Source organism: Streptomyces sp. Tu 3180 (assembly GCF_009852415.1).
Lineage (GTDB): Bacteria > Actinomycetota > Actinomycetes > Streptomycetales > Streptomycetaceae > Streptomyces.
Genome location: NZ_WOXS01000002.1, coordinates 6,869,394 through 6,881,690, shown reverse-complemented (window position 1 = coordinate 6,881,690; position 12,297 = coordinate 6,869,394). Strand labels below are relative to the sequence as shown.

Genomic DNA, 12,297 nt, shown 5'->3' with positions numbered 1-12,297 from the left:
TCAGGCCGTCCGCAGGAACCGGTCGAGGACGCGGACACCGAAGTGGAGCGCCTCGACCGGGACGCGCTCGTCCACCCCGTGGAACAGGGCCTGGTAGTCGAGGCCCTCCGGCAGCTTCAGCGGCGCGAACCCGTAGCCGGTGATGCCGAGCCGCGAGAACTGCTTGGCGTCGGTGCCGCCGGACATGCAGTACGGCACCACGTGCCCCTCGGGCGCGAACTCCTCGACCGCGGCCCGCATCCGGGCGAACGTGGGCGAGTCCACCGGCGCCTGGAGGGCCACCTCGCGGTGCTTGAACTCCCAGTCGACGTCCGGCCCGGTGAGCCGGTCCATGGTGGCGCGGAACTCGTCCTCGACGCCGGACAGGTACCGGCCGTCGACGTACGCCACGGCCTCCCCGGGAATCACGTTGATCTTGTAGCCGGCGTCCAGCATGGTCGGGTTGGCGCTGTTGCGGACGGTGGCCTCGACGAGCTTCCCGGCCGTGCCGAGCTTGTCGAGCAGCGCGTCCACGTCGGTCAGGTCCGTCTCGATGCCGTACACGGCGGCGAGTTCGGTGAGGGCGGCCCGCACCGTCGGGGTGAGCCGCAGCGGCCACTCGTGCTCGCCGATGCGGGTGATCGCCGCGGCGAGGCGGGTCACCGCGTTCTCCCGGTTGACCTTGGACCCGTGCCCGGCCCGGCCGCGCGCGGTGAGCTTCAGCCAGGCCGTGCCGCGCTCGCCGGCCGCGATCGGGTACAGCTGCCGCCCGTCGCCGTCGTGGAAGGTGAACGCGCCCGACTCGCTGACGCCCTCGGTGCAGCCCTCGAAGAGGTGGGCGTGCCGGTCGGCGAGGAAGCCGGAGCCGTCCTCGGCGCTGTCCTCCTCGTCGGCGGTGAAGGCGATCACCAGGTCGCGCCGGGGCCGCACGCCGTTGCGCGCCCAGTCCCGCACCACGGCCAGGATCATCGCGTCCATGTTCTTCATGTCGACCGCTCCGCGGCCCCAGACGACCCCGTCGCGCACCTCGCCGGAGAACGGGTGCACGCTCCAGTCGGCGGCCTCGGCCGGCACCACGTCCAGATGGCCGTGGACGAGCAGCGCGTCGGCCGACGGGTCGGTGCCCTCCAGACGCGCCACGACGTTGGTCCGGCCGGGGGTGCGTTCGAGGAGCACCGGTTCCAGTCCCGCCCCGGCGAGCCGCTCTGCGGCGTACTCGGCGGCGGGCCGCTCCCGGCAGTCGCCCCCGCCCCGGTTGGTGGTGTCGATCCGGATCAGGTCGGACGTGAACGCCACGACCTCGTCCAGGGCCCGCCCGTCAGCCATACTGCTCCTCCACCGCGGCCGAGGCGATCGTGGTGACCGCTTTGAAGGTGCGGATCCCCTCGTACATGGTCGCGCTGGTGTACGCGACCTTCCGCTCACCGGTCCGGGCCACGCCCGGCACGACGGTCGCGGCCATCGCCAGGTGCTCGGCGTCGAACTCCACCGCGACGGTGAACGGTCCGCCCTCGACCGGTTCCCGGCGCACCGCCAGCGCGGCCGCCTCCTTGGCCGCCGCGCGGATGTCGGCGGCCGTCCGGGCGGGGGTGCGGCACACGGCCGCGTACCGCGACACGTGGTCCTTGACGGCGACCTTCAGCGCCTCGGGCGCGTAACCGAGCGCGTCCTCGCACGCCACGTCGTCGCCGGTGACCAGCACCACCGGCACCCCGTACTCGGCGACCACGTGCGCGTTGAGCAGCCCCTCGCTGGCCCGTACGTCGTTGACCCACACCCCGGTGATGGAGTTGGCGAGGAAGGTGTGCGCGAGGACGCCCTCCATGCCGGCGCCCGCGTGGTAGCCGACGAACGCGATGCCGTCGACGTCGCCGTGCTGCACGCCCTCGACCATGGACAGCGACTTGTGCCGCCCGGTGAGCATCCGGGCCCGCTCGTCCAGCCGCTCCAGCAGCAGGTTGCGCATGGTCCAGTGGGCCTCGTTGATCAGCACCTCGTCGGCGCCGCCGTCGAAGAAGCCCTGCACGGCCGCGTTGACGTCCGAGGTGAACATCGACCGGCACCGCTCCCACTGGGGAGTCCCCGGCAGCACGTCGGCCGGCCAGGTGACGCCGGTGGCGCCCTCCATGTCGGCGCTGATGAGGATCTTCATGCGGCACACGCTACGTGGTCCGGCCGAATCCCTGCCAGCCCGGGGACGACTCCCACTGGTCCAGACCAGTAGCGGCCCGGCCCCGCGACGCACCGGACGGGCGGCGGCCCGGCCCCGGCCGCGCCCGGACGGCCCCTCAGTCCTCGTGCCCCAGTTGGAGGTCACGTTCCGTGCGGCCCCCGCCGGCGACCTGGAGCACGGTGGCGACCGGGGGGTAACCGGCGGCGATGACGGTGTACTCGCCGGAGGCGAGGTCGACGAACCGGAAGGTCCCGTCGGGTCCGGTGGTGAGGGTGTCGACCACGTTGCCCGCCGCGTCCAGCAGGGTCACGCGCGCCTCCTCGACGGGGCGTCCGCCGCCGGCCCGCACCGTGCCGCGCAGCACCGCGCCGCCGGCGAGTTCGACGTCCTGGCGGGTCTCGCGGGCCGCCTGGACGGTGACGGGGAGGGCGGCCGGGCGGAAGGCGGGCGCGCTCGCGGCGAGGGTGTACTCGCCGGCCACCAGCTCGGTGATGACGTAGCCGCCCTCCCGGCCGCTGCGGGTGCTGGCGACGACCTCCCCGTGGACGTTGGTGAGCGTGACGGCGGCGTCCCGCACCGGGGTGCCGTCGGCGGTGAGGACGCTGCCGGCGAGGCGGCCCGCGCCGCCGAGGACGACGTCGAGCTCGACGGGCCGCTCGCCGACGGTCACGGAGACCGCCTGCGGCTGGTGGCCGCCCGCCGCGGCGATCAGGACGTACGCCCCGGGGCCGGGCGTGGCCAGCGCGTACCGCCCGTCCTCGCCGCTGGCGCCCCGCCCGGTCTGCTGCCCGGCGACGTCGATGAGGGTGAGTGCCGCGCGCGGTACGGCGGTCCCGTCGGGGTGCTGCACGGTGCCGCAGACGGGCACGCCGCCCGCGTACGGCGCGCGGGGCGAGGCGGGGGTCCCCCCGCCCGGGGAGTGGGGGCGGGCCTGTGGCACGTGCGCGGTGAGGCGGGGGGCTTCCTGTGCCGGGTCGGCGGTGGGGGCGTGGTGGGACACCAGTGGTTTCTCCTTGAGGAAGAAGGCGATGAGCAGGCCGAGGACGAGCACCGGCACCAGGTGGAGGAAGAGGCGCGGCATGGCGTCGGCGTACGCCCGGATGTAGGCGTCGCGCAGCTCGGGCGGCAGCGCGTGCACGAGTTGCGGGGTGATCGATGCGACGTCCGGCGCGGCGCCCGCGTGTGCGGGCAGGTGTTCGTCGAGCGCGTCGGTGAGCCGGCCGGCGAAGAGGGCGCCGAAGACGGCGGCGCCGACGCTGCCGCCGATCTGCCGGAAGTAGTTGTGGGCGCTGGTGGCGGTGCCGAGGTCGGAAGGGCGCACGGAGTTCTGCACGGCGAGGATCAGCACCGGCATCACCATGCCGATGCCGGTGCCGAGCACCGCCGTCCAGATGCCGTAGTGCAGCCGCGGCGTGCCGGTCTCGAGGCGGGACAGCAGCCACATGCCGACGACGGAGAGGGCGGAGCCGATGACGGGGTGGAGGCGGTAGCGGCCGGTGCGGCTGATGAGCTGCCCGGAGACGATCGAGGCGCCGACGATGCCGGCCGTCATGGGCAGCATCAGCAGCCCCGACTCGGTGGCGGTGGCCCCGTCGACCATCTGCAGGTACGTCGGCAGGTAGCCGGCCACGCCGAACAGTGCGACGCCGGTCACCAGGCCCACCAGACCGGTGACGTTGAAGACGGAGTCCCTGAACAGCCTGAGCGGGATGAGGGGTTCGGCGGCGAAACGCTCGACGACCAGGAAGAGGAGGCCGGCCGCCGCGGCGCCCGCGCCGAGGCCGAGGACGACGCGGGAGTCCCACGCGTACTCGGTGCCGCCCCAACTGGTCAGCAGCACCAGGCAGGTGGAGGCGGCGGCCAGCAGCAGGCAGCCGAGGACGTCGAGACGGGGCCGCGCGGCCGGCTTCGGGAGCTCGAGCGCCACGGCGACGACGGCCAGCGTGACGATCCCGAAGGGCACGTTGACGTAGAAGCACCAGCGCCAGGAGAGGTGGTCGGTGAAGTAGCCGCCGAGCAGCGGTCCGGTGACCGACGCGAGGCCGAAGGCGGCGCCGATCAGTCCCATGAAGCGGCCGCGCTCCCGTGCCGGCACGATGTCCGCGATGATCGCCTGGACGCCGATCATCAGGCCGCCCGCGCCGACGCCCTGCACCGCGCGGTAGGCGATCAGCTGGTCCATGGTCGACGCGCGGCCGGCCAGCGCGGAGCCGACGACGAAGACGACGATCGCGAACTGGAAGACGCCCTTGCGGCCGAACAGGTCGCCGAGCTTGCCGTAGACCGGCAGGCCGATCGTGGCGGTGAGCAGGTAGGCGGTGATCGCCCAGGACATCCTGTCCAGCCCGTGCAGCTCACCGACGATCTCCGGGAGCGCGGTGGCGACGATCATCTGCTCCAGGGCGGCGAGCAGCAGCGCCAGCATCAGCGCGAAGAAGACCCACCGCACGCGGCGCGGACTCGGCCCCGGTCCCGTGACCGGTTCCGGGGCCGGTGGCGGCCCCCCGGCCGACGGCGCCGTGTCCGCCGCGGCCGGTTCGTCCTGCGCCAGAGTGATCCCGCCCACGTGCCGCTCCCCTCGTCGCACTGCGCACAGTTCCCGCGCGAAAGCGACAACTACGAGCAAGTGCGACGAGTTACGGGACCCGGAAAGGTCAAGAAGAGATCACTCGAACCGGTGAGAGGCCAACTCCCGCCTGTTCCTTGGCGTTTCGCACGCCCTACTTCTCGACCTCGGCGGCCAGACTGGCCAGCACCGCGTCGTGGATGCGGGCGAGGCCCTTGGGTGCGAAGGTCCTCTCGAAGAAGCCGCCGATGCCGCCGGCGCCCTGCCAGGTGGTGGTCACGACGACCCGGGACCGGCCCTCGCCGGCCGGGGTGACCCGCCAGGTGGTGACCATGGAGGAGTTGCGGTCCTTCTCGACCAGTTCGCCGTCGCTCGGCTCGGTGACCTCCAGGAGGCAGTCGCGGACGCGCTTGCTGGTGGCCTGGAGCTTCCAGTGGACGAGGGTGCCCTCGCCGTCGCCGCCCTCGCGGACCTCGTACTCGCTGTACTGCTCGGGCAGCAGCCTCCCGCGCGTGCCGCTGTAGTCGGCGAGGGCGTCGAACACCGTTTCCGCGTCCGCCGCGACGATCCGCTCCGTAGTGGCCTCGACCTGCGCCATCGCTTTCCTCCAGGGCATGGGTTCTCGGGGTCGGGGCAAGCCAACCACCCCCCGCCCGGCCGCCCAAATCGGGGGTCCGTTTGTGATCGGAAGGGTGACCGAACATGTCGCTCGCACGATCAGAGGAACACTTGTTCTATTCTGTGGCCCAGTGCTACCGAGGAGGCGTCATGCGCTGGGAGAACCTCGCCACGGGCTCCGAACACAGCCGGGCCGACGCCGCGCTGTTCGGCGCGGAGGCGGTGACCACCCGCACCTTCGACACGCCGGAGTTCCGCGGAATCACCTTCCACGAGATCCGGGCCCGCTCGGTCCTCAACCGGGTGCCCGGGGCCTCCCGCATGCCGTTCGAGTGGACGGTCAACCCCTACCGGGGCTGCACGCACGCGTGCGTCTACTGCTTCGCCAGGAAGACGCACAGCTATCTGGACCTCGACACCGGCCTCGGCTTCGACAGCCAGATCGTGGTCAAGGTGAACGCCCCCGAGCTGCTGCGCCGTCAGCTCGCCTCCCGCAACTGGCGGGGCGAGCACATAGCGATGGGCACGAACGTCGACTGCTACCAGCGCGCGGAGGGCCGCTACCGGCTGATGCCGGGCATCCTGGCCGCCCTGCGCGACCGGGCGAACCCCTTCTCGCTCCTCACCAAGGGCACGCTGGTCCTGCGCGACCTGGAGCTGCTGAAACAGGCCGCCGAGGTCACCGACGTCGGCGTCTCGGTCTCCGTGGGCTTCACCGACGAGCGGCTGTGGCGCACGGTCGAACCGGGCACGCCCGCGCCGGAGCGCCGGCTGGAGGTGGTCCGGACGCTCGCCGCGCACGGCATCGGCTGCGGGGTCCTGATGGCCCCGGTGATCCCGTTCCTGAGCGACGGGCCGGACCAACTGCGGGCCACCGTACGGGCGATCGCCGCCGCCGGCGCCACCTCCGTCACCCCTCTGGTGCTGCACCTGCGGCCCGGCGCCCGCGAGTGGTTCCTGTCCTGGCTCGGGCGGCACCACCCGCACCTGGTGAACCGCTATGCGCGGCTGTACGCGGACGGCGCCTACGCCCCGAAGTGGTACCAGCGCCGGATCACCCGCCAGGTGCACGACCTGGCCCGGGAGTACGGCATCGGCCCCGCGCACGCGGGGATGCCGCGACGGACCGGGACGCCCGGCCCGGTCGAGGCCCCGGTGTCCGGGCCGGTCCAACTCACGCTCACCTAGGAGCGTTCGAGCGCATCCGGCGGCGCAATCGGGTCAAGAACCGCTCGAACGCGTTCGTCCGGTGCCCTCTCCCGGGACGATGCGGCGTGGACCGTGCGTCACGCGGTCCGCAGCCCCTCGGTCCCGGGAGGACTCCATGAGAAGACGCGCAGCCGTGCTGTGCGGTGCCGCCGTCGTCATGGCCGCGGGTCTCACGGCCGTGCCCGCCGAGGCCGGCGCACCGCGGGCCGCGGACACCGCGCACACGGCGGACACCCCGCGCGCCGCGGAACCCGCGTGGCGGAAGTGCCCCACCAAGGGCTACCCGACCCTGCAGTGCGCGTCCGTCGAGGTGCCGCTCGACCACGCCGACCCCGGCGGGCGGAAGATCACGCTCGCGCTGTCCCGCGTTCCGCACACCGCGAAGAAGTACCAGGGCCCCCTGCTGGTGAACCCGGGCGGCCCCGGCGGCAGCGGCCTGACGCTCGCCGGGTTCGTCGCCGCCTCGCTCCCCGCGGAGGTGGCCGCCCAGTACGACGTCATCGGCTTCGACCCGCGCGGGGCGGGGGCGAGCAGGCCCGCGCTGGACTGCCGGCCGGCCCACTTCGCCCCGGTGCGCCCCGACCCGGTGCCGGCCACGCCCGCGGTGGAGCGGGCCAACCTCGCGCGTGCGAAGTCCTTCGCCGAGTCCTGCGGCAGGAAGCACCCGGACCTGCTGCCGTACATCGACACCGTCAGCGCGGCGCGCGACCTGGACGTGGTCCGGCGGGCCCTGGGCGCGAAGAGGATCAACTACTTCGGTTACTCCTACGGCACCTATCTGGGCGCCGTCTACGCCAAGCTGTTCCCGGAGCGGGTGCGGCGCCTGGTGCTGGACTCGGTGGTCGACCCCACCGAGGTGTGGTACGACGCCAACCTGAACCAGGACCGCGCCTTCAACGACCGCCACCGTGCGTTCATGGCCTGGGTCGCGCGGCACGACGCGCGGTACCGGCTCGGCACCGACCCGGAGAAGGTCGAGGCCGAGTGGTACGCGATGCGCGCGGCCCTGAAGGAGAAGCCGGCCGGCGGCACGGTGGGCGCCGCCGAACTGGAGGACACCTACCTTCCCGGCGGCTACTACAACGGCTACTGGCCCTATCTCGCGGAGGCGTTCGCGGCGTACGCGAACGACGGGGACACCGAGCCGCTGATCGAGGCGTACGAGAACTTCGGCGCCACCGACGCCTCCGGCGACAACGGCTACAGCATCTACACCGCCGTGGAGTGCCGGGACGCCCTCTGGCCGCGCGACTGGGAGCAGTGGCGCAAGGACAACTGGGAGGCGTACGAGCGGGCGCCGTTCATGACCTGGAACAACGCCTGGTACAACGCGCCGTGCGCGTTCTGGCCGACCGGGTCCCTGCGGCCGGTGCGCGTCGTCAACGGCGGACTGCCGCCGGCGCTGCTGTTCCAGGCGACGCACGACGCGGCGACCCCGTACCGGGGCGCCGTCGCGGTCCACCACCTGCTGGCGCGCTCGCGCCTGGTGGTCGAGCAGGGCGGCGGCAACCACGGCGTCACGCTGAGCGGGAACGACTGCCTGGACAGGCATCTGGCGGCCTATCTGAGGGACGGGACCGTGCCGCGCGGCGGTCGCGGCGAGGCCGACGCGTCGTGCGCGGCGCTGCCCGACCCGAAGCCGCTGACGTCGAGGGCGGTACCGGCGACCGCACGCGGCGCGACGCTGCACGGCCTGCTCGGCTTCCGCGGCTGAGCGACCGGGCGGTCACCGGGGGCGGCCCCGTCGGACCCGTGGTCCACCATGGGGTCATGAGCGAACCGATCAGGATCCCCGCCCCCGCCGGGGTGTTCCCCGCGTCCCAGTACACCCACGTCGTCACGGGCGCGGGCCGCGTGGTCGCCGTCTCCGGCCAGCTCCCGCTGGACGAGGAGGGCAGGCTGGTCGGCGAGGGCGATCCCGAAGCCCAGGCCCGCCAGGTCTTCGAGAATCTGAGGCGCTGTCTGGCCGCCGCCGGGGCGGCCTTCGACGACGTCGTGAAACTCACTTTCTTCGTCACGGACATGGCGCACATGCCCGCCATCCGCGCGGCCCGCGCCGCGCACATCCCCGACGACCGGCTGCCCGCCGCGTCCGCCGTCCAGGTCGCGGCCCTGGTCCGCCCCGAGTTCCTGATGGAGATCGAGGCGTTCGCGGTCGTCCCCGGATAATCCCGGGCCGCCGCGGCCGCGGTCGCCTAGGGTCCCGCCATGGACAGCGACCGTCCCGACATCCGGGCCATGACCGCGGACGACTGCGACCGCGTGGCCGAGATCCGCGTGCGCGGCTGGCAGCACGCCTACCGCGGGCTCGTCCCGCAGCCGTACCTCGACGGCCTCGACGTGGCGGCGGACGCCGAACGCCACCGCGCACGCCTCCTGCACGGCGACGGCAGCGTGGTGAACCTGGTCGCCGGCACCGCCGGCGGCGGGCTCGCCGGCTGGGCGGCCTTCGGCCCGTACCGGGACGGCGACACCCGCACCGGGGACGCCGAGCTGTACGCCCTGTACCTGCGGCCCGAGTCCATCGGGCGCGGCGTGGGCAGGGCGCTGCTCACGGAGGCGGTCCGCCGCTGCTGCGCCGACGGCCGCGCCCGCATGTACCTGTGGGTCCTGAAGGGCAACACCCGCGCCCGCCGCTTCTACGAGCGGGCCGGCTTCGCCGCGGACGGCGGCGAGGAGCCCTTCGAGGTGGGCGGGGTGGCCGTGCCCGAGGTGCGGTACGCGAAGGACCTCCCCGCCCCGCCGGACTGACGGCGCTACCGCTGTCCCGGGATCCGCCCCCCGGAGGATCTGCGGCGGGGGATCCGCGCCAGCGCGCGCACCGCCGCCTCGGCCAGCGCCGGGTGGGCCAGGGCCCGGTCCAGCACCGGTCCGGCGCGGGCGTCGCCGAGTTCGCCCAGGCCCTCCACGCAGGCGAGCGCCACCCGCCGGTACGGGTCGTGCGGGTGCAGGCGCCGCTCCAGCGTGGTGATCAGGGCGGGCACGGCCTCGGGGGCGCGGAGCCGGACCAGGAGGCGCACCGGGTGCAGCGCGTAGGCGACGCGCAGTTCGTTGGTGGCGAGGGCGGCGGCCGCCCGGGCGGTGCGCGGGTCGCCGAGGTGGGCGAGGGCGTGCGCGGCGGAGGCGCAGCGCGGCGGGTCACGGTGGTTGAGGAGGAGCACCAGGGTCTCGAAGGCCCGCCGGTCACCCGCGAGTCCCAGCCGGAACGCGGCCAGTTCCCGGGCCCACAGCGGCTGTCCGGGTTCGGTGAGGACGGCGGCCAGGGTGTCGAGGTCGTCCGTGGCCACGAGACGGTCGTACGCCGCCGATCCGCCCGCCTCGGCCCGTAAGCGCTCCGTGATCGATCGCGACTCTTCGTCCATGTCCCAGAGATTAGGGGTGCGGTGGGCCGCTCGGGACCTACATCACAAAGCCGGGGGCTGGCGCGCTCGTTACCCGCGAGTTAAGCTCAGACGAGCGAGTCACCCACTCGCGACCCTCCTCACGGCGGTCTGGTGACGCGGCCGCCGTCGGGGGCACCTCCCACGCCTTCGAGGCAGTGGGGGGAGGCAGTCGGTTCGGTACCCCGTGTACCGCAGTACGGCTCGGCCTCGGGACAGGGCCGGTCGGATCCGCCGTCGTACCAGGGCGTGTGCACGCCCTCCCCCGCTCCCGGTCGTCCGGGCGGGGGCCCGGCCGACGGCACCGGGCGTGTGCGCTCGCTGCCCGGCAACACCCGCACTCCCTCCGCACGCACCCGGTGCGCCCTTCGGCGCACCCGGGCGTGTTTCCCGTCGTCACCCTCATTCCTGGAGTCCCGCGATGGCCACTCCCCTGTCCCCCACCCCTCCGTCCCCGCTGCGGACCGTCGCCGTCGTCGGCCTCGGCACGATGGGCACCGGCATCGCCGAGGTCCTGGCCAAGGCCGGCCGCGAGGTCCTCGGCATCGACGTCAGCGAGGCCCAGGCCGCGAAGTGCGTCGCCGCGCTGGAGGCCTCGACCGCCCGTGCCGTGGAGCGCGGGCGCCTGACCGAGCAGGAGCGCGCGGACGCCCTCGCCCGCGTGAGCACCTCCACCGACCTCACCGCGGCGGCCGGCGCCGACCTGGTGATCGAGGTGGCGCCGGAGTCGTACGAGACCAAGCAGCAGATCCTCCGCGAACTCGACCGCATCGTGCGGCCGGAGACCATCCTGGCGACCGGCACCAACGCCCTGTCCGTCACCCGGCTCGCCGCCGACTCGGCCCACCCCGAGCGGGTGCTGGGCATGCACTTCTTCAACCCCGCCCCGGCGATGAGGCTGGTGGAGATCGTCTCCTCCGTGCTGACCGCCCCGGCGGCCGTCACCGCGGTCACCGACCTCGCCCTGGAACTCGGCAAGGAGCCGGTCGCGGTCGGCGACCGGCCCGGATTCGTCGCGGACGGGCTGCTGTTCGGCTACCTCAACCAGGCCGCCGCGATGTACGAGGCGCACTACGCCTCCCGCGAGGACATCGACGCCGCGATGCGGCTCGGCTGCGGGCTCCCCATGGGCCCGCTGGCACTGCTCGACCTGATCGGCGTCGACACCGCGCGCACGGTGCTGGAGGCCATGTACGCCGAGTCCCGGGACCGGCTGCACGCCCCCGCCCCGATCCTCAAGCAGCTCAGCGAGGCGGGCCTGACGGGCCGCAAGGCCGGGCGCGGCTTCTACACGTACGAGGCGCCGGGCAGCGCCGTCGTCGTGCGGGACGCGCTGACCCCGCCGGAGGGCGGTTCCCCCGTCGCCGGCCGTCCGGTGCGCTCGGTGGGCGTCGCGGGCTCCGGCACGATGGCCTCCGGCATCGCCGAGGTCTTCGCCAAGGCCGGTTACGAGGTGGTCCTGGCCGCCCGCAGCGAGGAGAAGGCACAGGCGGCCAGGGCGCGCGTCGGCAAGTCCCTGGCGCGCTCCGTCGACAAGGGCCGGATGACCGCCGAGGCCGCCGCGAGGACCCTGGAGCTGATCCGGCCGACGGGCACCTACGACGACTTCGCCGACGTCGACCTCGCCCTCGAGGCGATCGCCGAGGACCTGGAGGTCAAGCGGCAGCTGTTCGCGACGCTGGACAAGGTCTGCAAGCCGGGTGCGGTGCTCGCCACCACCACCTCCTCCCTCCCGGTCGTCGCCTGTGCCCGCGCCACCTCGCGCCCGCAGGACGTGATCGGCATGCACTTCTTCAACCCGGCGCCGGCCATGAAGCTGGTCGAGGTCGTGCGCACGGTGCTGACCGCCGACGACGTGCACGCGACGGTGCGCGAGGTCTGCGGGAAGATCCGCAAGCACGCCGTGGACTGCGGCGACCGGGCCGGCTTCATCGTGAACGCGCTGCTGTTCCCGTACCTCAACAACGCGATCAAGATGGTGCAGGAGCACTACGCGTCCCTGGACGACATCGACGCCGCGATGAAGCTGGGCGGCGGCTACCCGATGGGTCCCTTCGAGCTGCTGGACGTCGTCGGGCTGGACGTCTCGCTCGCCATCGAGAAGGTCCTGCACCGCGAGTTCCGCGACCCGGGTCTCGCCCCGGCGCCGCTGCTGGAGCACCTGGTGGCCGCGGGCTGCCTCGGCCGCAAGACCGGCCGCGGCTTCCGCGAATATGCCAAGCGCTGAGCGGCGCTCCGGCGACCGGTTCCAGGACGGCGCCCAGTGGGGCGGGCTGCTCGACCCCGACCGGCTCCCGCCGTCCGCCCGCACCGGGCCTCCCCCGTCCCCCGGGGACGGGGGAACCCCCGGTCATGCGCACCGAGCTGCGCAC

10 protein-coding genes are annotated in these 12,297 nt (G+C 73.6%); 5 read left to right on the top strand and 5 right to left on the bottom strand.

What is annotated here, in order from left to right:
* The 4 genes from GL259_RS31540 to GL259_RS31525 all read right to left on the bottom strand — a co-directional run bounded on the left by GL259_RS31540 (position 1) and on the right by GL259_RS31525 (position 5,316).
* The gene (locus GL259_RS31540) at positions 1–1,305 is read right to left on the bottom strand and encodes a M20/M25/M40 family metallo-hydrolase (protein WP_159536675.1); all 1,305 of its coding nucleotides are present in this window, start codon (positions 1,303–1,305) and stop codon (positions 1–3) included.
* Positions 1,298–2,131 carry a M55 family metallopeptidase gene (locus GL259_RS31535; RefSeq protein WP_159536674.1) on the bottom strand — a complete coding sequence of 278 codons (834 nt, stop codon included), beginning with the start codon at positions 2,129–2,131 and terminating at the stop codon, positions 1,298–1,300. The genes GL259_RS31540 and GL259_RS31535 overlap by 8 nt, the downstream gene beginning before the upstream one ends.
* 136 nt (positions 2,132–2,267) lie before the next feature.
* Complete coding sequence (locus GL259_RS31530; RefSeq protein ID WP_159536673.1) at positions 2,268–4,718, bottom strand: MFS transporter; 2,451 nt, start codon at positions 4,716–4,718, stop codon at positions 2,268–2,270.
* A 154-nt stretch (positions 4,719–4,872) separates the two neighbouring features.
* Entirely contained in the window at positions 4,873–5,316 is a 444-nt protein-coding gene (locus tag GL259_RS31525; RefSeq protein ID WP_159536672.1) for an SRPBCC family protein, read from the bottom strand.
* A gap of 170 nt (positions 5,317–5,486) precedes the next feature.
* Here GL259_RS31525 and GL259_RS31520 point away from each other — a divergent pair, with 170 nt between their 5' ends.
* From GL259_RS31520 to GL259_RS31505, 4 genes are all read left to right on the top strand, one after another.
* Entirely contained in the window at positions 5,487–6,524 is a 1,038-nt protein-coding gene (locus GL259_RS31520) for an Rv2578c family radical SAM protein (protein WP_159536671.1), read from the top strand.
* A 136-nt stretch (positions 6,525–6,660) separates the two neighbouring features.
* Complete coding sequence (locus GL259_RS31515) at positions 6,661–8,259, top strand: alpha/beta hydrolase (RefSeq protein WP_159536670.1); 1,599 nt, start codon at positions 6,661–6,663, stop codon at positions 8,257–8,259.
* Between the two features lie 56 nt (positions 8,260–8,315).
* On the top strand, positions 8,316–8,714 hold the full coding sequence (locus GL259_RS31510) for a RidA family protein (protein ID WP_159536669.1): 399 nt from the start codon (positions 8,316–8,318) through the stop codon (positions 8,712–8,714).
* A gap of 39 nt (positions 8,715–8,753) precedes the next feature.
* Complete coding sequence (locus GL259_RS31505) at positions 8,754–9,296, top strand: GNAT family N-acetyltransferase (RefSeq protein ID WP_243762434.1); 543 nt, start codon at positions 8,754–8,756, stop codon at positions 9,294–9,296.
* Between the two features lie 5 nt (positions 9,297–9,301).
* On the opposite strand, the gene GL259_RS31500 is transcribed toward GL259_RS31505, so the two are convergent.
* Complete coding sequence (locus tag GL259_RS31500; protein ID WP_159536668.1) at positions 9,302–9,907, bottom strand: adenylosuccinate lyase; 606 nt, start codon at positions 9,905–9,907, stop codon at positions 9,302–9,304.
* A 439-nt stretch (positions 9,908–10,346) separates the two neighbouring features.
* Here GL259_RS31500 and GL259_RS31495 point away from each other — a divergent pair, with 439 nt between their 5' ends.
* Positions 10,347–12,152, top strand: a complete 1,806-nt coding sequence (locus tag GL259_RS31495) for a 3-hydroxyacyl-CoA dehydrogenase (protein ID WP_159536667.1) — start codon at positions 10,347–10,349, stop codon at positions 12,150–12,152.
* Positions 12,153–12,297 lie beyond the last annotated feature (145 nt).

Bases quoted from the DNA above. Each gene is read 5' to 3' on its own strand.
- GL259_RS31500 (WP_159536668.1), bottom strand. From the start codon at position 9,907: ATGGACGAAGAGTCGCGATCGATCACGGAGCGCTTACGGGCCGAGGCG.
- GL259_RS31535 (WP_159536674.1), bottom strand. From the start codon at position 2,131: ATGAAGATCCTCATCAGCGCCGACATGGAGGGCGCCACCGGCGTCACC.
- GL259_RS31510 (WP_159536669.1), top strand. From the start codon at position 8,316: ATGAGCGAACCGATCAGGATCCCCGCCCCCGCCGGGGTGTTCCCCGCG.
- GL259_RS31520 (WP_159536671.1), top strand. From the start codon at position 5,487: ATGCGCTGGGAGAACCTCGCCACGGGCTCCGAACACAGCCGGGCCGAC.
- GL259_RS31540 (WP_159536675.1), bottom strand. From the start codon at position 1,305: ATGGCTGACGGGCGGGCCCTGGACGAGGTCGTGGCGTTCACGTCCGAC.
- GL259_RS31495 (WP_159536667.1), top strand. From the start codon at position 10,347: ATGGCCACTCCCCTGTCCCCCACCCCTCCGTCCCCGCTGCGGACCGTC.
- GL259_RS31515 (WP_159536670.1), top strand. From the start codon at position 6,661: ATGAGAAGACGCGCAGCCGTGCTGTGCGGTGCCGCCGTCGTCATGGCC.
- GL259_RS31505 (WP_243762434.1), top strand. From the start codon at position 8,754: ATGGACAGCGACCGTCCCGACATCCGGGCCATGACCGCGGACGACTGC.
- GL259_RS31525 (WP_159536672.1), bottom strand. From the start codon at position 5,316: ATGGCGCAGGTCGAGGCCACTACGGAGCGGATCGTCGCGGCGGACGCG.